This is a genomic window from Pseudomonas zeae, from assembly GCF_014268485.2.
Lineage (GTDB): Bacteria > Pseudomonadota > Gammaproteobacteria > Pseudomonadales > Pseudomonadaceae > Aquipseudomonas > Aquipseudomonas neuropathica.
In genome coordinates this window covers 623,339-645,225 of sequence record NZ_CP077090.1, presented here as the reverse complement: position 1 = coordinate 645,225, position 21,887 = coordinate 623,339, and the positions used below count along the sequence as shown (strand labels likewise).

Annotated in this window: 16 protein-coding genes; 7 read left to right on the top strand and 9 right to left on the bottom strand. The window is 57.8% G+C overall.

Annotation, left to right across the window (positions count from 1 at the left end):
- Window positions 1-87: 87 nt before the first annotated feature.
- Window positions 88-2,538: a glycogen/starch/alpha-glucan phosphorylase gene (locus HU754_RS02860; protein WP_186620698.1), complete on the bottom strand. Its 2,451-nt coding sequence runs from the start codon at window positions 2,536-2,538 to the stop codon at window positions 88-90.
- A gap of 259 nt (window positions 2,539-2,797) precedes the next feature.
- Between HU754_RS02860 and HU754_RS02855 the strand changes: the two genes are divergently transcribed.
- Window positions 2,798-3,235, top strand: a complete 438-nt coding sequence (locus HU754_RS02855) for a YkgJ family cysteine cluster protein (RefSeq protein WP_093430042.1) — start codon at window positions 2,798-2,800, stop codon at window positions 3,233-3,235.
- Between the two features lie 284 nt (window positions 3,236-3,519).
- Here the strand turns inward: HU754_RS02855 and typA are convergent, their stop codons facing one another.
- Both typA and thiI read right to left on the bottom strand, forming a co-directional pair.
- Window positions 3,520-5,340, bottom strand: coding sequence for a translational GTPase TypA (gene typA / locus HU754_RS02850; RefSeq protein WP_034153003.1), 1,821 nt, complete (start codon window positions 5,338-5,340; stop codon window positions 3,520-3,522).
- 139 nt (window positions 5,341-5,479) lie between these two features.
- Window positions 5,480-6,934 carry a tRNA uracil 4-sulfurtransferase ThiI gene (gene thiI, locus HU754_RS02845; RefSeq protein ID WP_095047172.1) on the bottom strand — a complete coding sequence of 485 codons (1,455 nt, stop codon included), beginning with the start codon at window positions 6,932-6,934 and terminating at the stop codon, window positions 5,480-5,482.
- A gap of 328 nt (window positions 6,935-7,262) precedes the next feature.
- Here thiI and glnA point away from each other — a divergent pair, with 328 nt between their 5' ends.
- The 5 genes from glnA (at window position 7,263) to ntrC (ending at window position 12,837) form a co-directional block, all read left to right on the top strand.
- On the top strand, window positions 7,263-8,669 hold the full coding sequence (gene glnA / locus HU754_RS02840) for a type I glutamate--ammonia ligase (protein WP_007909254.1): 1,407 nt from the start codon (window positions 7,263-7,265) through the stop codon (window positions 8,667-8,669).
- A gap of 285 nt (window positions 8,670-8,954) precedes the next feature.
- Entirely contained in the window at window positions 8,955-9,467 is a 513-nt protein-coding gene (locus HU754_RS02835; protein WP_186620699.1) for a DUF4124 domain-containing protein, read from the top strand.
- Window positions 9,464-10,087: a DUF4124 domain-containing protein gene (locus HU754_RS02830; protein WP_186620700.1), complete on the top strand. Its 624-nt coding sequence runs from the start codon at window positions 9,464-9,466 to the stop codon at window positions 10,085-10,087. Before HU754_RS02835 ends, HU754_RS02830 begins: the two co-directional genes overlap by 4 nt.
- 231 nt (window positions 10,088-10,318) lie before the next feature.
- A complete protein-coding gene (gene glnL / locus HU754_RS02825) occupies window positions 10,319-11,404 on the top strand; it encodes a nitrogen regulation protein NR(II) (protein ID WP_007909240.1) in 1,086 nt (361 codons plus the stop codon).
- Window positions 11,401-12,837, top strand: a complete 1,437-nt coding sequence (gene ntrC, locus HU754_RS02820) for a nitrogen regulation protein NR(I) (RefSeq protein ID WP_007909238.1) — start codon at window positions 11,401-11,403, stop codon at window positions 12,835-12,837. The genes glnL and ntrC overlap by 4 nt, the downstream gene beginning before the upstream one ends.
- Window positions 12,838-13,453: 616 nt before the next feature.
- On the opposite strand, the gene HU754_RS02815 is transcribed toward ntrC, so the two are convergent.
- The 3 genes from HU754_RS02815 to HU754_RS02805 form a co-directional block, all read right to left on the bottom strand.
- Entirely contained in the window at window positions 13,454-15,919 is a 2,466-nt protein-coding gene (locus tag HU754_RS02815) for a leucine-rich repeat domain-containing protein (RefSeq protein WP_186620701.1), read from the bottom strand.
- Between the two features lie 119 nt (window positions 15,920-16,038).
- Window positions 16,039-19,323: a leucine-rich repeat domain-containing protein gene (locus HU754_RS02810; protein ID WP_186620703.1), complete on the bottom strand. Its 3,285-nt coding sequence runs from the start codon at window positions 19,321-19,323 to the stop codon at window positions 16,039-16,041.
- A 190-nt stretch (window positions 19,324-19,513) separates the two neighbouring features.
- Entirely contained in the window at window positions 19,514-19,954 is a 441-nt protein-coding gene (locus HU754_RS02805; protein ID WP_093430037.1) for a hypothetical protein, read from the bottom strand.
- Between HU754_RS02805 and HU754_RS02800 the strand changes: the two genes are divergently transcribed.
- The gene (locus HU754_RS02800) at window positions 19,953-20,408 is read left to right on the top strand and encodes a tRNA (cytidine(34)-2'-O)-methyltransferase (RefSeq protein WP_007909235.1); all 456 of its coding nucleotides are present in this window, start codon (window positions 19,953-19,955) and stop codon (window positions 20,406-20,408) included. The two genes, HU754_RS02805 and HU754_RS02800, sit on opposite strands and share 2 nt — an antisense overlap.
- A gap of 123 nt (window positions 20,409-20,531) precedes the next feature.
- Here HU754_RS02800 and secB read toward each other — a convergent pair whose 3' ends face one another.
- The 3 genes from secB to HU754_RS02785 are packed head-to-tail and all read right to left on the bottom strand — an operon-like array spanning window position 20,532 to window position 21,744.
- A complete protein-coding gene (gene secB, locus HU754_RS02795) occupies window positions 20,532-21,017 on the bottom strand; it encodes a protein-export chaperone SecB (RefSeq protein ID WP_007909233.1) in 486 nt (161 codons plus the stop codon).
- A 57-nt stretch (window positions 21,018-21,074) separates the two neighbouring features.
- A complete protein-coding gene (gene grxC, locus HU754_RS02790) occupies window positions 21,075-21,329 on the bottom strand; it encodes a glutaredoxin 3 (RefSeq protein ID WP_038359971.1) in 255 nt (84 codons plus the stop codon).
- Between the two features lies 1 nt (window position 21,330).
- Window positions 21,331-21,744: a rhodanese-like domain-containing protein gene (locus HU754_RS02785; protein WP_083367280.1), complete on the bottom strand. Its 414-nt coding sequence runs from the start codon at window positions 21,742-21,744 to the stop codon at window positions 21,331-21,333.
- Window positions 21,745-21,887 lie beyond the last annotated feature (143 nt).

The window sequence follows — 21,887 nt, the reverse complement described above, 5'->3', positions numbered from 1 at the left end:
TGGTGACTGGAGCTACCGGTAACCGGCGCTCAGTATATCGATCCGGCCCAACAAACGTTGGGCCTTGCGCAGATTTGTTGCGGAAAGTTACTCCAACGCTTTCCAGATATCCGTGGCGTACTCACGAATCGTCCGGTCAGACGAGAACCAGCCCATCCGCGCCGTGTTGAGCACTGCCGAACGCCACCAGTTATTGGAATCGTGCCAATGCGCTTCAACGCGTTTCTGCGCTTCCCAGTAGGAGTCGAAGTCGGCGCAGACCAGGAAGCGGTCGTAATCCACCAGCGAGTCGATCAGCCCGGTATAGCGCGAGGTGTCATCCGGCGAAAACACCCCGCCGCGAATCGCTTGCAGCACATCGTTCAAGCGATGGGATGCAGCAATGTCTGGCAACGCACTGAACTCGTGATTCTGTTTACGCGCTTCCACCTGCTGCGCGCTGAGACCGAAGATAAACATGTGCTCGGCCCCGATGCGTTCGCACATTTCCACGTTGGCGCCGTCCAGTGTGCCAATGGTCAGCGCGCCGTTGAGGCCGAACTTCATGTTACTGGTGCCTGATGCTTCGAAGCCGGCAGTGGAAATCTGCTCGGACAAGTCCGCCGCCGGAATGATGCTCTCCGCCAGGCTGACGTTGTAGTTGGGCAGGAACACCACTTTCAGCAGGCCGCGCACGGTCGGGTCGTTGTTCACCACCCGAGCGATATCGTTGGTCAGTTTGATGATCAGTTTGGCCTGGTGATAACTCGCCGCCGCTTTACCGGCGAAGATTTTCACCCTAGGCACCCAGTCGACTTCCGGCTCGGCGCGGATCGCCTGATACAGCGCCACGGTGTGCAACAGGTTGAGCAACTGACGTTTGTATTCGTGGATGCGTTTGACCTGCACATCGAACATGGCAGCGGGGTTGACTGCGATGCCCAAGCGTTCATGAATCAGATACGCCAGGGCTTTCTTGCTGTGCAGCCGTTGTTCGGCAAAGGCTTTGCGGAATGCGGTTTTCTCGGCGAACGGTTCGAGATCGAGCAGGCGCTCTTCGGGGTTATCCAGCACCTCGGGACCCAGCGAGTCGACCAGCATCGAGGTCAGTTCAGAGTTGGCCTGGAACAGCCAACGGCGGAAGGTAATGCCGTTGGTTTTGTTGTTGATCCGCTCCGGATAGAGCTTGTGCAGTTCGGCAAACACGGTTTTGCGCATCAGTTGCGTATGCAGTCCGGACACGCCGTTGACGCTGTGCGAACCGAGGAACGCGAGGTTACCCATGCGCACACGGCGACCGTTGTCTTCTTCGATCAGCGACACCGCGCGCAGCACGTCGAAATCGTGAATGCCTTTGGCGCGCAGCGAGTCGATGTGCTGAGCATTGATCAGATAAATGATCTGCATATGTCGCGGCAGCATGCGTTCCATCAAGCCCACCGGCCAGGTTTCCAGCGCTTCCGGCAGCAACGTGTGGTTGGTATACGACAGCGTGTCGACGGTGACTTGCCACGCCGCATCCCAAGCCACGTCGTAGACGTCGACCAGTTGGCGCATCAATTCGGCGACAGCAATCGAGGGGTGCGTGTCGTTGAGCTGGATCGCCGCGTGATCGCCCAGGGTCAGCACCGAGGTGTGCATGTTGCGATGACGGCGCAGCAGATCCTGAAGCGAAGCGGCGACAAAAAAGTATTCCTGACGCAGGCGCAGCTCCTGCCCCGCTTCGGTGCTGTCCGCCGGGTAGAGCACGCGGGAGATACTTTCGGCCCGGGCCACTTCGGCGACAGCGCCCAAGTGGTCGCCGGCGTTGAAACGCTCCAGGTGCAAATCTTCCATGGCGCGCGCACGCCAGAGGCGCAGTGTATTGACGCTCGCCCCGCGCCAGCCAACAACCGGCGTGTCATAAGCGATCGCGCGGACAGTTTCTGCCGGCGACCAGACTTGTTTGGACTTGCCGGAGATGTCGGTGACGGTTTCGACGCTGCCGCCGAAGCCGATGGAGTAGACGACCTCTGGCCGCTCGAACTCCCACGGGTTGCCGAAATCCAGCCAGTGCTCGGTCTGTTCCTGCTGCCAGCCGTCGACGATGGCCTGGCGGAACAAGCCGTGCTCATACCGAATGCCATAACCGTGGCCGGCGATGCCGAGGGTCGACATGCTTTCCATGAAGCACGCGGCCAGACGACCGAGGCCACCGTTACCGAGCGCTGCATCAGGTTCCAGCAAACGGATACGCTCCAGGTCGACACCGAGTTCAGTCAGCGCTTCACGGGCGACGTCGAGCAAGCCAAGATTGCTCAGACTGTCGTAGAGCAAGCGGCCGATGAGGAATTCCAGCGAGAGGTAATACACCCGTTTCTGACCTTTGCGGTAGATCTGCCGGGTGTGGTCCATCCAGTGCTCGACCATATGATCACGCGCCGCCAAAGCGATGGCTTCGAACCAGTCATGGTCGAAGGCGTGGTCGGGGTCTTTGCCCACCGCGTAGGTGAGCTTGGTCAGGACGGCGTCGCGGAATGCGGCCACCTCTGCTTCGCGAACTAGTGGTTCTTGAGTCATCAATAGGACCTCGAGCGAGCGGGAATTGTCTGAGCCTAGACGGTCTGACCGACGGTCGCGGCGCTGGTTCGGCAGTTTTTCCTGAGACGGTGCGATGGCCCGGCATTACCCTGGCGGATGGGCTAATGAATGCAGGGGCCGTGCCGAATTGTCCGGCAATGTGCCTGCATGGAGAAAAAATCTGGCGAAAGGTTGTTCAAAAATCCACCAGTCCCGGTATGATCGCGCGCCCTGATGCACACACGCCTGGTAACTCCCGATGATGAAGCCCAACCTGATTGCCGCCGCCGAGATCGATCGTCTCGATACGTGGGCGAAATATTCGGCCCCGATGTGCGGTTCCTGCATGTCCAGCTGCTGCACGCTGCCGGTCGAAGTAAAGATCAAGGATCTGGTGCGCATCGGCGTGGTCGACGAATTCGAACTGGGCGATCCGCCGAAGAACATCGCCAAGCGTCTGCAAAAGGAAGGCCTGGTCGAGCGCTTCAACCAGAAGTCCGGCATCTTTACCCTGCAGCGCATGAGCAACAACGATTGCTACTACCTGGATCGTAAGAGCCGCTTGTGCACCATTTATGACAAGCGCCCGGATACCTGCCGCAATCACCCGAAGATCGGACCGCGTCCGGGGTATTGCGCGTATAAGCCGAAGGAAGTTGAGCGCGTGCAGAATTTCCGCGCGATAGAGCGCTTCTGAACGACGCTGAGTTCTTCGGTAGCCGTTAAACCCCAGCCCCTCACCCCAGCCCTCTCCCGAGGGAGAGGGAGCCGATCTCTGTCGCTTCCAAACCTGAGGTCGACTCGATTACTCAGGTCGATGCAAAGCCAAAGAACAACTCGGTCAGTCCCCTCTCCCTACGGGCGGTCCGACGTTTCGGGAGGGCTAGGGTGAGGGGCTTTTCAGCTTCAACACACTTATCCCAGACAAACAAAAACGCCCCCGGTCTCGCGACCGGGGGCGTTTTTTAAGCTCAGGCTAAATTACGCCTTGGCTTTCTTGGCAGCGCGGGTACGCTCGCTTTCGTCCAGGATCTTCTTGCGAAGACGGATGGACTTAGGAGTAACTTCGCACAGCTCGTCTTCCTGGATGTATTCCAGAGCCTGTTCCAGAGTGAAGCGAACAGGTGGTACAAGAGCGATGGTTTCGTCTTTACCCGAAGCACGCATGTTGTCGAGCTTCTTGCCTTTGGTCGGGTTTACACCCAGGTCGTTGTCGCGGCTGTTCTGACCAACGATTTGACCGTTGTAGATCTCCTGGCCGTGTTCTACGAACAGCTTGCCACGAGCCTGCAGGGTTTCCAGCGAGTAGGTCAGTGCCTTGCCGGTTTCAACCGAAACCAGAACGCCGTTCTGACGGCCGGACATATGGCCCGACTTGACGGTGTCGTAGCGATCGAAGATCGAGGTCAGGATGCCAGCACCGTTGGTCAGGGTCAGGAACTGGTTACGGAAACCGATCAGACCGCGAGCAGGGATGTTGTACTCCAGACGAACACGGCCCTTGCCATCCGGCACCATGTTGCTCAGGTCGCCTTTACGCAGACCCATCTCTTCCATGACCTTGCCCTGAGCTTCTTCAGGGATGTCGATGGTCACGTTTTCGAACGGTTCTTGTTTAACGCCGTTCACTTCACGAATGATCACTTCAGGACGGCCCAGGGCCAGCTCGAAGCCTTCGCGACGCATGGTTTCGATCAGTACCGAGAGGTGCAGCTCACCACGGCCGGAAACCTTGAACTTGTCAGCGGTGTCGCCTTCTTCAACGCGCAGTGCAACGTTGTACAGCAGCTCTTTGTCCAGACGGTCCTTGATGTTGCGGGACGTCACGAACTTGCCTTCTTTACCGCAGAATGGCGAGTCGTTTACCTGGAAGGTCATCGAAACGGTTGGCTCGTCAACGGTCAGAGGCTTCATCGCCTCGACAGTGTCCGGGTGGCACAGGGTGTCGGAGATGAACAGCGAGTCCATACCGCTGATGCAAACGATATCGCCTGCTGCAGCTTCTTCAACGTCGATGCGGTGCAGACCGTGGTGACCCATCAGTTTCAGGATACGGCCGTTACGGCGCTTGCCGTCGGCACCGATCGCCACAACCGGGGTGTTCGGCTTGACGCGGCCACGAGCGATACGGCCAACGCCGATAACACCCAGGAAGCTGTTGTAGTCCAGAGCGGAGATCTGCATCTGGAACGCGCCGTCACGGTCAACGGCCGGAGGCGGAACGTGGTCGACGACCGCTTGGTACAGCGGGGTCATGTCTTCCGCCATGGCGGTGTGATCCAGACCGGCAATGCCGTTCAGGGCCGAAGCGTAAACAACCTGGAAGTCCAGTTGTTCTTCGGTCGCACCGAGGTTGTCGAACAGGTCGAAGATCTGGTCCAGAACCCAGTCCGGACGCGCGCCTGGACGGTCAACCTTGTTGATTACCACGATTGGACGCAGGCCGGCTTCGAAAGCCTTCTTGGTCACGAAACGGGTTTGCGGCATAGGGCCGTCTTGAGCGTCAACCAGCAGCAGAACGGAGTCAACCATCGACATTACACGTTCAACTTCGCCGCCGAAGTCGGCGTGGCCCGGGGTGTCCACGATGTTGATGTGGTAGCCGTTCCAGTTGATGGCGGTGTTTTTCGCCAGAATGGTAATACCGCGCTCTTTTTCCTGGTCGTTGGAGTCCATCACGCGCTCGTCGTTGAGCTCGTTGCGCTCCAGGGTGCCGGATTGACGCAGGAGTTTGTCTACCAGGGTGGTCTTACCATGGTCAACGTGGGCAATGATGGCGATGTTGCGTAGATTTTCGATCACTTGTGTATCTCGATCAGAGGATTCGGTTTGCTGACAAGTCTTGGCAGCGATTAGCAGTAGTGTCCGGCATGGCCGTTACAGCTTGACGGCGGTGTCGGGGGGCCGGTGACGCAGGCCACAGGCAAACAGCCCCGGGCACTTAGCTCGGTCGATAAACGCGCACATTGGCATGCCCCTCACTGAGCAAATGGTGAGCATGCAGGCGACTCATCACGCCTTTGTCGCAATACAGCAGGTACTGGCGAGTCGGATCCAGCTCCTTGAAACGAGCGTTCACTGCGTAGAACGGCATCGTCTGTACTTCTACGCCAGCGAGTTCCAGCGGCTCATCCTCGGCGGCATCCGGGTGACGGATGTCGATCACGATCTGACCGGCCAGTGCTTCGCTGACTTCTTCAATCTGTACGTCCTGGCCCAATTCGTCGATCACCCGATCGATCGGCACCAGTTTGGCGTTTTCGAGCGCACGCTCGAGCACCGCCATGTCGAATTCTTTCTCTTCGTGCTCAACGCGACCGCGTTTGGCGGCCGTCTTCGGATTGACCGAAATGACCCCGCAGTACTCCGGCATGTGCCGGGCGAAATCGGCGGTGCCGATCTCGTTGGCCGTGTCGATGATGTCCTGCTTGTGCGCCACGATCAGCGGACGCAGGACCAGTTTGTCGGTCACGCAGTCGATCACCGACAGATTCGGCAGGGTCTGGCTCGACACCTGGGAGATCGCCTCGCCGGTGACCAGCGCTTCGATGTGCAGGCGATCGGCGATGTTGGAAGCCGCGCGCAACATCATACGCTTCAATACGACGCCCATATGACTGTTATCGACTTTGCCGAGAATTTCGCCCAACACTTCTTCGAACGGAACACTGACAAATAGCACGCGTTGCGAGCTGCCGTACTTCTTCCAGATGAAATGCGCGACTTCCATCACGCCCAATTCATGGGCACGACCGCCCAGATTGAAGAAGCAGAAGTGCGTCATCAGGCCGCGACGAATGATCTGGTACGCCGCAACGGTTGAGTCAAAGCCGCCGGACATCAATACCAGCGTCTGCTCCAACGCACCGAGCGGGTAACCGCCGATGCCGTTGTGCTGGCTGTGAATGACAAACAACCGTTTGTCGCGAACTTCGATGCGGACTTCGATTTCCGGTGCTTTCAGGTCGATACCAGCGGCACCGCACTCACGGCGCAGCTTGCTGCCGACGTATTTTTCGACGTCCATTGAGCTGAAGGTGTGCTTGCCCGCGCGCTTGCAGCGCACCGAGAAAATCTTCCCGGCCAGTGCATCGCCGTAGTGCTGTTTGCACTTCTCGGTGATGTCGTCGAAGTCGCCCAGCGGGTACTCGTCGATCTGCAGAAAGTGCGCGATGCCCGGCATGCAGGTCAGGCGCTCACCCATCTCTTTCAAGGCTTTGGGGTCGGTAACGCGGGTTTCCAGCTCGAGATTGTCCCACACACCGTTCACCACCACGGCCGGGTCCAGGTCACGGAGCACGGTGCGGATGTTCTTGGCCAACTGGCGGATGAACTTCGTCCGGACAGGTCGGCTTTTGATGGTGATCTCGGGGAAGACTTTTACGATTAGTTTCATGAAAACAGCGCGCGAACGGCCAGCCGAAAAAGGGGGGCGCGGATTATAGCGGAAATTGCTCAAGGTTTAACCAGTTAATGTGCAGAAGGTTTTGCACGCACCAAAACAGGTCATTTCTGACTCAGGACGCTACATTAGAGGGCGAGAATTTTCACAATCAGGTGCTTTGCACCTTTATAAGCGTGAATTTGGGGCAAAAAACCCATGCTGGGGCACTGGCATGCAATTTGCTCCCTTGTGAGGCAGGTTGCCTTGGCAGAGTATTCGCGCCGGCATCACCCAAATTCAAGGGCATCCACTACCAAGCCCGAAGCCACCCGGAGGACATATGTCGAAGACGGTTCAACTCATCAAAGATCATGACGTCAAGTGGATTGATCTGCGCTTCACGGACACCAAAGGCACTCAGCACCACGTGACCATGCCGGCTCGCGATGCGCTGGATGAAGACTTCTTCGAAGTCGGCAAGATGTTCGACGGTTCCTCCATTGCTGGCTGGAAAGGCATCGAAGCCTCCGACATGATCCTGATGCCGGTTGACGAAACTGCGGTTCTCGACCCGTTCACCGAAGACGCCACCCTGATCCTGGTGTGCGACATCATCGAACCTTCGAGCATGCAAGGCTACGACCGCGACCCACGTGCGATCGCCAAGCGCGCCGAAGAACACCTGAAAGCCACCGGTATCGGTGACACTGTGTTCGCCGGTCCTGAGCCTGAGTTCTTCATCTTTGACTCGGTGAAATTCAAGTCGGACATCTCCGGCTCGATGTTCAAGATCTACTCCGAGCAAGGTTCGTGGATGTCCGACCAGGACATCGAAGGCGGCAACAAAGGTCACCGTCCAGGCGTCAAAGGCGGCTACTTCCCGGTTCCGCCGTTCGACCACGACCACGAAATCCGTACCTCCATGTGCAACGCACTGGAAGAAATGGGCCTGACCGTCGAAGTTCACCACCACGAAGTGGCGACTGCCGGCCAGAACGAAATCGGCGTCAAGTTCAACACCCTGGTGAAGAAAGCCGACGAAACCCAAACCCTGAAGTACGTTGTGCACAACGTTGCTGACGCTTACGGCCGCACCGCGACCTTCATGCCGAAGCCACTGTACGGCGACAACGGTTCGGGCATGCACGTACACATGTCGATCTGGAAAGACGGCAAGAACACCTTCGCCGGTGAAGGCTATGCCGGTCTGTCCGATACCGCTCTGTACTTCATCGGCGGCATCATCAAACACGGTAAGGCCCTGAACGGCTTCACCAACCCGGCGACCAACTCCTACAAGCGTCTGGTACCAGGCTTCGAAGCTCCGGTAATGCTGGCCTACTCGGCCCGCAACCGTTCCGCTTCGATCCGTATTCCTTACGTGTCGAGCCCGAAAGCCCGCCGTATCGAAGCACGCTTCCCGGATCCGGCTGCCAACCCGTACCTGGCCTTCGCAGCTCTGCTGATGGCCGGTCTGGACGGTATCCAGAACAAGATCCACCCAGGCGACGCAGCTGACAAAAACCTGTACGACCTGCCGCCTGAAGAGGCGAAAGAGATCCCGCAAGTTTGCGGCAGCCTGAAAGAAGCCCTGGAAGAGCTGGACAAGGGCCGCGCGTTCCTGACCAAGGGCGGCGTGTTCTCCGACGACTTCATCGACGCTTACATCGCGCTGAAATCGGAAGAAGAAATCAAGGTTCGCACCTTCGTACACCCACTGGAATATGAGCTGTACTACAGCTGCTGATCCGGTAGCGCTGCGTTACGTGGCGTGAGTGAAAGAGGCCTCCTTCGGGAGGCCTTTTTTATTGCCCGGATTTTAAGGTCGACCAGGATCCCTGTAGGAGTGAGCCTGCTCGCGATAGCGGTGGATCATTGGAGGTAATGCTGACTGACACGACGCCATCGCGAGCAGGCTCACTCCTACAGGGGAATTGTGGTGCCTGAATGATCTCCGGATGTGTGCCGGGTTGGGCCAACCGCCGCGTCTGGCCTATGCTGCACCCCATCGCTTTCAATCCCGGTCGATTTCATGGGTCGCACCTTTCTCTACATACTGCTGCTGATCGCCCTGCCCGCCGTCGCGCAGATCTACAAGTACACCGACGCCAACGGCAACACGGTGTACAGCGATCACTCGCCAGACGGCGTGCAAGCACAGCTAGTGGAGTTGCCGCCGCTTAACAGGGTCGAGCCGCAAACACCGAGCACACCGCCTGCATCCAGCACCGAAACCCGTGAGCCTGCGCGCAACGCCTACGACATTCTTGAACTCGCTGGTCTACCCACCGAAGAGGCCCTGCGCGCCAATAACGGCACGTTCACCGTCCAAGTGCTGATCAAGCCGCGTCTGCAACCGCCGCATCAGTTAAGGCTGGTATTGGACGATGAGCCTTACGGCCAGCCGAGCAACGTGCCGATCCTGCAATTGGTGAACGTTGATCGCGGCGAACATCGTCTAGCGGTGCAGGTGATTGACGGGCAGACGGTCATCCAGCAGAGCGCGCCAGTCCCTCTCAGCGTACAGCGGGTGCACAAGCCATGATTCGTGCGTGGCTGATCGCGGTGCTGGCGCTGCTCGCGCTGCAAGCATCGGCTGAGGTGTTCACTTATATCGATGCCCAAGGCAATCGCGTCTACACCGACCAGCCGCGTGGCAATGCCAAGCGCGTACCGATCGCGAACAGCAATCGCATGTCCGCAAACCCCACCGTCGCCGTGCCAGTCACAACTGCAAAAAAAACCCCAGAGCAACCGCCCTTCCACTACGACATGCTGCGCATTCTGGTACCTGAACCCGATGCAACGATTCGCAGCAGCGCCGGCGAAATCATCGTCAGCGTCACCAGCGAACCGGGCCTGCAAAAAGGTCATCGTTATCGACTGCTGCTGGATGGCCAAGCCACCGGCGAGCCCGGCCTGAGCCCGGTCTTCCCGCTCAGCAACATCGATCGTGGCAGCCACAATCTCTCGGTTGAAATCCTCGACATGGAAGGACGCACCGTCGAACGCACCGCCAACCAGCCCTTCCACATGCTACGCATTTCCCTAGCGCAGAAACGCCAAGTCAAACCCTGCGTCGCCGACGACTACGGCGTGCGCCCGGAATGCCCGCTGAAAGACAAACCGCCCGAGCCGAAAAACCCCTTCCTGCGTTTCTTCTAACTCCGCCCAGCTTTGCGCACTATATTGGTGCAACGGACTGCACCGTACTCACATTCCAACCCATTTTGGTTCGAAACTTCCCGTTCGAGCTGGCACCCTGCCACTCAAACGAGCGTCAAACGCCTGTTTCAGGCGACGAACGCTTCTTTTCGGAGCCTTGGTTTGGTTTTTGCATTTTCCGTTCACCGACGCTTGCTTGTTGCGCACGCTCCGCCCCCAAAAGAGGCTCCGATGACTATTAGCGACGCAATCCACCGTTTGCTGCTCGACAACCTGACCACCGCCACCATCCTGCTCGACGCCGAATTGCGCCTCGAGTACATGAACCCGGCGGCGGAGATGCTGCTCGCCATCAGCGGGCAGCGCAGCCATGGGCAGTTCATCAGCGAGCTGTTCACCGAATCCACCGAGGCGCTGAATTCACTGCGTCAGGCCGTAGAGCAGGCGCATCCCTTCACCAAGCGCGAGGCGATGCTTACCGCCCTCACTGGCCAGACATTGACCGTGGATTACGCGGTGACGCCAATCCTCAGCAATGGCGCGACCATGCTCCTGCTGGAGGTCCATCCGCGTGACCGGCTGCTGCGGATCACCAAGGAGGAGGCGCAGCTGTCCAAGCAGGAAACCAGCAAGATGCTGGTACGCGGCCTCGCTCACGAGATCAAGAATCCGCTCGGCGGCATCCGTGGCGCCGCGCAACTGCTGGCCCGCGAGCTGCCGGAAGACAGCCTGCGCGACTACACCAACGTGATCATTGAAGAGGCCGACCGCCTGCGCAATCTGGTCGACCGCATGCTCGGCTCAAACAAACTGCCGTCGCTGGCGATGTGCAACGTTCATGAAGTGCTGGAGCGCGTCTGCCAACTGGTCGAAGCGGAAAGCCAGGGCTGCATCACCTTGGTGCGTGATTACGACCCAAGCATCCCCGACGTACTGATCGACCGCGAACAAATGATTCAGGCCGTGTTGAACATCGTACGCAACGCGATGCAAGCGATCAGCAGCCAGAACGAACTGCGCCTGGGCCGCATCAGCCTGCGCACCCGGACCATGCGCCAGTTCACCATCGGCCACGTCCGCCATCGTCTGGTGACCAAGATCGAAATCATCGACAACGGCCCGGGGATCCCGGCGGAACTTCAGGAAACCATTTTCTTTCCCATGGTCAGCGGTCGTCCGGACGGTACCGGACTCGGCCTGGCCATTACCCAGAACATCATCAGCCAGCACCAGGGCCTGATCGAGTGTGACAGCCATCCAGGCCACACCACCTTCTCGATCTTTCTGCCACTGGAACAAGGAGCCACATCGACATGAGCCGTAGTGAAACCGTGTGGATCGTCGATGACGACCGTTCTATCCGTTGGGTTCTGGAAAAGGCCTTGCAGCAGGAAGGCATGACCACCCAGAGTTTCGACAGCGCCGATGGCGTGATGAGTCGCCTGGCCCGTCAGCAGCCAGACGTGATCATTTCCGACATTCGCATGCCCGGTGCCAGCGGTCTGGATTTGTTGGCGCGGATTCGCGAGCAGCACCCACGGTTGCCGGTCATCATCATGACCGCTCACTCCGATCTGGACAGCGCTGTCGCCTCGTATCAGGGCGGCGCGTTCGAGTACCTGCCGAAGCCGTTCGACGTCGATGAGGCGGTCTCGCTGGTCAAACGCGCGAATCAGCATGCGCAAGAGCAGCAAGGCCTGGAAGTGGTGCCGGCACTGACGCGCACCCCGGAAATCATCGGCGAAGCGCCGGCGATGCAGGAAGTGTTTCGCGCCATCGGCCGCTTGAGCCACTCCAACATTACCGTGTTGATCAACGGCGAATCCGGTACCGGTAAAGAACTGGTGGCCCACGCCCTGCACCGCCACAGTCCGCGCGCGGCCTCGCCATTCATCGCGCTGAACATGGCGGCGATCCCCAAGGATCTGATGGAATCCGAGCTGTTCGGCCATGAGAAAGGTGCGTTCACCGGCGCGGCAAACCTGCGTCGCGGCCGCTTTGAACAGGCTGACGGCGGCACGCTGTTCCTCGATGAAATCGGTGATATGCCGGCCGACACCCAAACCCGTTTGCTCCGGGTTCTCGCCGATGGCGAGTTCTATCGTGTGGGCGGCCACGTGCCGGTCAAAGTCGATGTGCGCATCATCGCCGCGACGCACCAGAATCTGGAAACCCTGGTGCACGCCGGCAAGTTCCGCGAGGACTTGTTCCACCGCCTCAACGTAATCCGTATCCACATCCCGCGCCTGTCGGATCGTCGTGAAGACATCCCGACCCTGGCCAAGCACTTCCTCAGCCGCGCTGCGCAAGAACTGGCGGTGGAACCGAAGCTGCTGAAGAGCGAGACCGAGGAATACCTGAAGAACCTGCCGTGGGGCGGCAACGTGCGTCAGTTGGAGAATACGTGCCGCTGGATCACCGTGATGGCGTCCGGGCGCGAAGTGCACATCAGCGACCTGCCGCCAGAACTGCTGAACCTGCCGCAGGACTCGGCGCCAGTGACCAATTGGGAGCAAGCATTGCGTCAGTGGGCCGACCAGGCCTTGGCGCGTGGCCAGTCGAGCCTGCTCGACAGCGCGGTGCCGGCGTTCGAGCGGATCATGATCGAGACGGCTTTGAAGCACACCGCCGGGCGTCGTCGCGATGCCGCCGTACTGCTGGGCTGGGGGCGCAATACCCTGACGCGCAAGATCAAGGAATTGGGGATGAAGGTCGATGGCGGGGATGATGATGAGGGGGATGAGGGTTAACGAATTGTTCGCTTGAGGATTGCTGCGTGCTCAGGATCCTTCCCAGCCCTCTCCCAGAGGGAGAGGGCGCAGATCCCGGATGTTTTCGAAACCTGAATTCGACTCGGTATTTCACGTCGGCGTAGCTCTCCCAGACAACTTGGTCAGTCCCCTCTCCCTCTGGGAGAGGGTTAGGGTGAGGGCCACCGTGCACCGCATCAATGCACAATGACCCGCGATCGCGCACAGCCGCATCGCCACAACTCAACCCTGAAAACGCTGATAAACCCGTTTTCATAAACATCAAAGCCCCGAATTTCGGGGCTTTGATGTCTCTGATCAGCTTTTTTGTTTCAGCAAATGAAAACCTGGCACGCCCCCTGCAATATCCCTTACAGGTGATTCGATTCACCACCCGTTTCGGGGACCTTGGTACAGGCAGGCCGGGGATTCCCCTCTTTACACCGGGCTCATACCGCAACGCGACGAGCCCACCCTTTTGGGATCCTTGGTACAGGCAGGCCGGGGGTTCCCTCTTTATACCGGGCTGACGCCAACAGCGCAGTCCACCCGTTTTGGGAACCCTGATACAGGCAGGTCAGGGATTCCCGCTTTTACAGCGCCCCGCACCACAGCATCATCCTAGCCTCGGGTGTTTAGGCAAATGATGCAAAGGCTCGTTCTGCCAATCCGGGGCAAACTTCTTGATTTCCTCTTCCAGTCTGTCCAGCATTTTTCCCGGACTGGATTCAGTCTCCGCAATATCCCGCAAAACCTCACGCTCACCAAGGCTGGTTTTTTGGAAATGCTCAAGAAACGACCAGACCCGACGCTGCAAAAGTGGGCGCTCGACCAGAAATTCAGGCGTGCGAATCAGATCTCTGATTTTGCCCATCATCGTAATGTTCGTCGGATAGGTTAATGAGGCCCAAAGGTCAACTTTTTCAGGGTGTTGCACCGGCGGAACATTATGCAGCCAATGGTTTATCCCCAAATAAGCCTGGGTGCCTCCCAACCAGAGATCGATGCCTGTCTGTCGCCGTGCAGCAATCAGTCGTCGAAGGGAGACCGGGTCGGAAATCCGTGTGCCCTGCAACTCAAAACCTTTTCTGAGCTCAATGGTTTCGGGGATGGATGTGATCCCGGTATAGATCAGACTCAAACGCGTCTTGGGAATCTCGGATGTGACACCTTCTGGAAACCTGGTGATATGAGTCCGACCAAGATCTACCTCCAGCAATGCTGTCATTCCTCTGAGCGACGGCGCTACAGCAAGCGGACTCTCGACGAAATTCAATACCTCAAGCCGTGTCGGACCGTTCGGCGAACCAAGCCCGGCAGGCGGCTGTTTCATGCCGGTGTACGACAGATCCAATACTCGCAGCTCGGGCATGTTGGTGACATCAGGGGCACTTTGCAATGCCGGATTATGGTGCAGATCGAGCACTTGCAAACGTGACATCGAAACTGGATCAGACAGCCCTTCCGGCAGACCGTATAAATCACAGGAGCGACAGTGCAGTACCCGCAACTCGCTCATACCGCGCACCGAAAGACGAGGCCAGATACTGCAGTTTGTCAGGCTCAACTCCTGCAAACGGTTCAATCGGGTGAAATGTTCAAGACCGATTGACGGTAGCCAAAGACTGGTTTCGCGTATCTCCAGAACCTTCAGCGCGGCAAGTTTATCGATTTCGCCAAGCAGGCTATTATTCTTGCCCCTGAGTCGGTGTACTTCGAGGGTTTCAATGTGGGAAAACACCGAGAATAAACTGCCCAGATTTTTCGAGGTGCTTCCTGTCAGGCCAAGGGAAACGACGGAGCTTAGTCGGGTCGAAAACACCGGCAACGCCAGGTTCCCTCGCTCCCCCAGATCCAGTTCCAGCTTGAAGCCGACCACTCGACCATCACGGTAGACTTTCTCCGCCTCCTCACCTTGCCACTTGTACAGTCGGCGCATCCTGTCACCTACAGCGAGTCGCCGACGGCGCTCCGCGCTGTCATTGCCCTTATAGGCGGTCTCCCAGGCACCGATCTCACGGCTCAGTTGGGGGAACTCAAGTTGAAGCCGCTTGAGTTCCACCTCTGCCGCACCCGTTTCGCCAAATCGCGCGATGAAGGCATCGGCATGATGATCTTTCGCGTCGGTAAAGTAGTGTTTGACCTGTGCTCGCGTGGTCGCGACAACGACCGGCGGTTGAACGCCTGAGGGTCCCGGGTTGGCGAGCCAGGGGCGATGAAAGTTAAACGGGTTGGCGTGTGCCGGGTCATTGCGGTCCATGCCACCCCGCAAACCCGTGAGGATAGAGACCCAGGTGTTCTGCGCGTTGCGGGTAATGGCTCGGGTTTCACCGCTGCGGCTGGCGCGATAGATGTTCGCACTGTCGGTGGCGACGGGATCCTTGGGATTGACCAGACGCCACACTTTGTATTCCGGACGGGACGCATCAAGATCCTGCATCACCTGATACGCCTTTTCGTTGAGGACCACATAGATCTTGCCATCGTGACGCAACACGCCGTCGCTACCGGGTTCGACACCGCTGACATCCAGCTCTGTGCGAAAGGCATGCAAGCTTGCGTCGGTCAGAGGAATGGTGTGTGCATTGAAGTCGTTGTGCGGATGCCAGAGGCCACTCTCGGTGTCACGCAGCAGCAACGGCCCGGAGGGTACTAATTCGTTTGAATGTCGAGCCCGATACTGCCCCGTGTCCGGATCCACCCCGACAAGAACGATGACGCCCTCGTGCACACTCACATATTGGCGTTTTTTGTACAGCATGAAGCCTTCGCCGTCGGCACTCGGTAGCTCCGCCGATGACTTTATCCCGTAACTCTCCAGCGATGTGTATGCGACGGGAAAGTTTTCAGCCCGGAGCGACGCCTGATGAACCGTGATCGTCGGCGCCGGCAAAATTGCATCAAGATCTGCATCACTGACAAGTGATTTGTTTTGCAACTTCGGATCATCGACACGCGTCCACGGATCCACGCCATTTCGGCCCGGCTTGACAGCATGTGCTGAATCCCCATCCGGCCTTTTAGTCGGATTGACGTGAACATCCACTCGAGTAATGCCAACAACAGGTGGTTTTCCTGGCATGTTTTTCATCCTTGAAAAAGTCGCCCCTGGCATTCACGCAAGGGACAACAGCATCGGCATCCTGCCGGTATTAATGGAGAACCAGATTTAAACTAAGTAGCGAAGCGCTGATCCCGGAGTCAATCAAGCCTCGGACGCTTGGGCAAATGATGCTGGGGCGGGTTTTGCCGCTTTGGATCATTTTCGCGTATGTCGGCTTCCAGCCTGTCCAGCATTTTTCCGGGGCTGCGTTCATTGAGCAAAATATCGTTGAGCCGTAACCGCCCGCTAATGTCGGCATCGCTGTAATCCCTGAGAAACCACCAGACGCGACGCTCCAGAAGCGGACGCTCGGCGTGGAATTCCGGTGTCGCACTCAGGTTCCGAATCCTGATTCTAACGTCAGGGTCGAGTTCACCGACCGTGTTCCACAGTTTCCTTTTTTTACCTACATCTTCATGCACGCTTTGCAACCAAAGGTTTTCCGACCGATCATTGCTGACTGGTCCCAGCCAAAAGTCGGTGCCTGTTTTTTTGCGTGCCTCTATCAGCCGCCGAAAGGACGCCCGATCCGTTATGGGATTGCCCATGAGATTGAGGCCCGCTCTGATCTCACAAGATTCGGGGATCGATGCAATACGGTTGTTCGCCAGATTCAACACTTTTGCGGGAATCTCGGACGTGATGCCCTCCGGAAATCTGTCTAACCCTGTGTTGGAAAGATCCAGTTCCTGCAGAGCAGCCATTCCCTTGACTGAAGGCACAACAGAGAGCGGATTATCGCCGAGTTTCAATACTTCCAGTCGCAACGGCCCGTTGTCAGCATTAAGCCCAGAGAGATGATGTATTCCCGTTTGCTCCAGCTCCAATACACGCAACCCGGTCATGCCGGCCACCGAAAAATCAGGCGACAGGTTGGTCCTTTGCAGCGTCAACTCTCGTAATCGCGCACGCCTTGCCAATTCATCAACACTGGCTGGACCCTCGGTGAGCCGCAGCCCGCGATTATCAGAAAACAATGCACGTCCATTAACCACCCTCAGACTTTCAAGATTGGGGAAAGCTGAAAAAAAACCTTCCGGAAGAGGCACGCTTGTCCCCCTTAGCTCAAGGGAAACGATGGCGTTGAATGGTGTTGAGAGTGGCCGATGGCTTGGCCATATCGAAAGATTCGAAGACAGCTTGAAACCCACCGGCCGCTTATCGTGAAAGACCAGCTCGTCAGGCTCCCCTTGCCACGTGTACAGACGGCGCAACGTGGAACCCAACTCACTTCCGTAGACCCCAGAGCTGAGGTCCTGGTCCAGTTGAGCAAGTCCAAGCTGGAGTCGTTTAAGCTCCACCTCTGCCGCATCCTTGTCACCGAAGTGCAGGCGAAAGTGATCTGCTTGTTGATCAGACACTTGCGGCAAGTATTTTCGGACCTGCGCTCGGGTGGTAAGCGCAGCGGCATCGAGCAAGGGCCCAACGTCGCTGCCGGTATCACTGCGCAGCACCAGGCCCGCCGGCAGTGATTCGCTTGACAGCCCTGCTTCTGCCTCCAGCCTTTCCAGCTTGTTCAAGGGACTGATTACATCATCCTGAATGCCCCTCAGCCTGACCTGAACGCCAGGCTCAGCCTTACGGTAGTGCTCGAAAAACCGCCAGACTCGTTGCTGCAAAAGCGGCCGCTCAATGTGAAACTCGGGTGCACGCGCCAGATCCCAGACGATTCTCCTCGCCACGAACCAATATGCGTCAACGTCAACACTGTCCCAGAGCTTCAAATTTTCAGCGAGTTCCTCTAGCGGCGAATGTCGTAACCAGGCATTTGGCGAGCGATCAGTACTTGGCTCTCCCAGCCAAACGTCAGTGCCTGTTTTTATCCGCGCGTCCCTCAGCCGCCGGAGAGTCGCCAGATCTGTTATGGGATTGCCAAAGAGATTAAAGCCCGCTCTGATTTCAACGGACTCAGGGATCGATGCAATACGGTTGTTCGAAAGATTCAGCATTTTTCCGGGAATTTCGGACGTGACGCCCTCCGGAAACCGGTCTAAACCGGTGTTGGGAAGGTGCAGCTCCTGCAGCGCAGTCCTGACTTTTAGTGAAGGCATGACAGAAAGCGGATTGTTGCCGAGCTTCAATACTTCCAATCCTAACGGCCCGTTATCAGCATCAAGCCCGAGCGGGAGCTGTTCTATACCGGTCTGCGTCAGATCCAATACGCGCAACTGAGTCATCCCCGTCACGTCAGGTGCCACTTTCAAGGACGGATTCTGGTGCAGGTCGAGAACCTGCAAGCTCAACCGCCCTGGCAGGCCATTCACTACGGCATTCAGATCCGCCACCCCCTGAATGTTGCCAAGTGTCAGAGCTCGCAGGTCAGTCATGCCTGTCAGCGAGAACTCGGCTGGCAAATTGCAGTTTTGCAGATGCAGCTCGCGTAAAGGGGGAAGCATTGCCAATTCTTCAACGAAACCTCGCTCAATGTTGTGCCTCAAGGCAGTCCGAAAAGGATTACCGTTAGGGAGAATGGGTGGCCAGCCAACCACCGTCAGACTTTCAATGTTGGGAAACTGCGCAGATAAACGATACGAGTTTAGATCTCCACCCACTCTCAGAGTAAGGGCGACAACAGCGTTGAATTTTGTTGAGACAGGAAAACCGTATTGCCGAGCCCCAAGCTCGATATCCATCTTGAAACCCACTAGTCGGCCTTCGTGATAGACGCGCTCACTGGGTTCGCCCTGCCACATGTAAAGTCTGCGTAGCTTGCTCGCCATTTCCTCACTGACACTAAAGCTCGTCCTCTCCAGCTCAGAGAGCCCACGCTCGATACGCTTCAGCTCCACCTCTGCCACATCCTTGTCGCCAAACCGGGCGATGAAGGCATCAGCGTCCAGGTCCGTCGTTTCCGGAAGGTATCTTTGGACCTGCGCTCGGGTGGTTGGCTTTACGAGCGTACGCTGGTACCAAAGACCGTTATCGACATTACGCAGCATCACCGGACCTGGGAGCAGCTCACTTGGCCGTCGGGCACGATGCAATCCAGTCACCGGATCTACGGCGACAAGAACGAAAGCGCCATCGGCCACCTCAGCGTAGGTACGATTGTTAAAAACCCTTAAGCCTTCGCCGTTGGTTTCAGGAAGTAACGACCGGGCATTGATTACGTAATCGTCCAGCGTCGGTTGAGGCGCAAGCAAACGAGCTTCAACAGGGGCCGCGTGAACAATGATCGACGGCGTTGCACGAGTGGCATCTGCCTCAACGGCCCTGGACGCCCCGGCTCGCGGCTGCGAATCATCGCGAGAGGTGCCTGAATCAAAACCGCTGCGACTCAATAAGCCAGGGAGCGGAATGTCCACGTCGGCCGGTCGAGTCGGGCTGGTAGAAGCATCTACTTTGACGTGGGTGCTGCCACCGGTAGGTGGTTTTACTGGCATGTTTTTCATCCTTGAAAAAGTCGCCCTGACTGTCGTGCCAGGGACGAAGGCTTTCGGCATCCTGCCGGTCTAAAAGAGGAGCGCACGATAGCGTGCGCCAGTATTCAAGGAGAGTGGAAAGGCAGACAGTCGTAGTGGGAAACGACGTCAAGAAGCGTAGGAGTACTTGAGAAGGACGGCGGGATTACGATCAGTTCGTTTGCAAACGGATCTCCAGCCGCCAGCGGTCATCGACCTCACTGCCGACCCAATTACCCTGCAACGGCCGCGCTGCCAGTATGGTCAACAACAACCCGCCATCGCTCATGCGTGTACGCCAGTTCACATCCCTGCCGTTGAGTTTGAACTGGCCCTTCTGCGCCCGGCCTTCGGCCTGAAACAGCAACGCCACGGTGCCATCGATGATTTCGCCGTGCAGTTTGGGTTCGTTGTTGAACCACACCACCAAACCGCCATCGGTCATTTCAACCTGCTGCAATATGCTCGGGTCCGGCGTGGTCAGGCGGCCGATCATCAAGCCGATCATCAAGCCGACAATCGCCAGCGAACCGATGACGCGCGGGAATAGTTTCGAACGGTTGTCCACAGGCGGCGTAGAATGCCGCTCATCTTTACCTTCGGAGCCGTGCATGTTTCACGTCATCCTTTTTCAACCAGAAATTCCGCCGAATACCGGCAACGTTATCAGGCTGTGCGCCAACAGCGGCTGCCACCTGCATTTGATCGAACCGCTGGGCTTCGAGATGGACGACAAGCGCCTGCGCCGTGCCGGTCTCGATTACCACGAATATGCCACGCTGCAACGTCACGCGGACCTCGCCAGTTGCCTGGAAAGCCTGGGCAACCCAAGACTGTTTGCGTTCACCACCAAGGGTTCGCGACCGTTTCATGATGCCGCGTTCGTTCCTGGCGATGCGTTCATCTTCGGCCCGGAAAGCCGTGGCCTGCCGCCGGAAGTGCTCGACGCGCTGCCGCCGGAACAGCGCCTGCGCCTGCCGATGCGCGAAGGCTGCCGCAGCCTGAACCTGTCCAACACCGTAGCGGTGGCCGTGTACGAAGCCTGGCGCCAGAACGACTTCAAGTAACACCACAAAACAAATGTGGGAGCGGGCCTGCTCACGATTACGGAGTGTCAGGCAACATTGATGTGTCTGACAGACCGCTATCGCGAGCAGGCTCGCTCCCACATGGGGTGTTGCTGAACCGTCTTACTGAACGGTTGGCGTCTCGCCGCTTTCCTGCATGCGCTGCAGCTCTTGCGCGTACAGGGCGTCGAAGTTCACCGGGGCCAGCATCAGGGCCGGGAACGAACCACGGGTCACCAGGCTGTCCAGGGTTTCGCGCGCGTACGGGAACAGGATGTTCGGGCAGAACGCACCCAGGGTGTGGCTCATCGAAGCCGCGTCCAGGTTCTTGATCAGGAAGATACCGGCCTGTTGCACTTCAGCGATGAAGGCGACTTCTTCACCGTTTTTCACGGTGACGGACAGGGTCAGCACGACTTCGTAGAAATCACCTTCCAGTGCTTTCTGACGAGTGTTCAGATCCAGAGCGACCGCCGGATCCCACTGCTGGCGGAAGATCGCCGGGCTTTTCGGGGCTTCGAAGGACAGGTCGCGTACGTAGATGCGCTGCAAGGAGAATTGCGGTGCGGTTTCTTCTTCGCTGGCTGCAGTGTTCTGTTGGTCAGTCATCTCAGATCCTTATCGATCTTGGGTCTTTTAGGGAGTGCTGTACGTGGGTGCAGCCGTTCAGGCCTTGAGCAGCGCGTCGAGCTTGCCGGCGCGCTCCAGGGCATACAAATCGTCACAACCGCCGATGTGCTTGCTGCCGATCCAGATCTGCGGCACGGACGTACGTCCGGCTTTCTGGGTCATTTCAGCGCGCACTTGCGGCTTGCCATCGACCTTGATCTCTTTGAAGGCCACGCCTTTGTTCTCGAGCAGGTATTTGGCTCGCGAGCAATAAGGGCAGTAATCGCTGGAGTAGACGATGACTTCGCTCATATCACTTCACCAACGGCAGGTTGTCGCCTTTCCAGCTGGAGATCCCGCCGGACAGCTTGGCGGCGGTGAAGCCGGATTTCATCAGCTCGCGGGCGTGGGTGCCAGCGGTCTGGCCCAACGCGTCGACCAGAATGATGGTCTTGGCCTTGTGTTTTTCCAGCTCGCCGATACGCGCAGCCAGTTTGTCCTGGGGAATGTTCACCGCGCCAACGATGTGGCCGGCAGCAAAATCCTTGGCCGGACGGATGTCCACCACCACGCCTGCGTCTTTGTTGACCAACGCGGTCAGCTCGCCGGTGCTCAGGCTTTTACCGCCGCCCTGCATCGTGTGCGCCAGCAGCAGAGCCAGCAGTACGACGAAGATACCGACAAGAATGTAGTGGTTAGTGGCAAATTCAATCAGGTGAGCAACCATCGAAGGAGGTTCCAGGGCGTTAAAATGTCGGCCAGTATACACAGCCACTATGGTCGGCCAAACCCCGTCCGGCGGTGACGCGGTCGGAACTTAGCTTTAAACTCCAACTCCCTTTTCCATCGCCCTCTTCTTTATTAGCCACG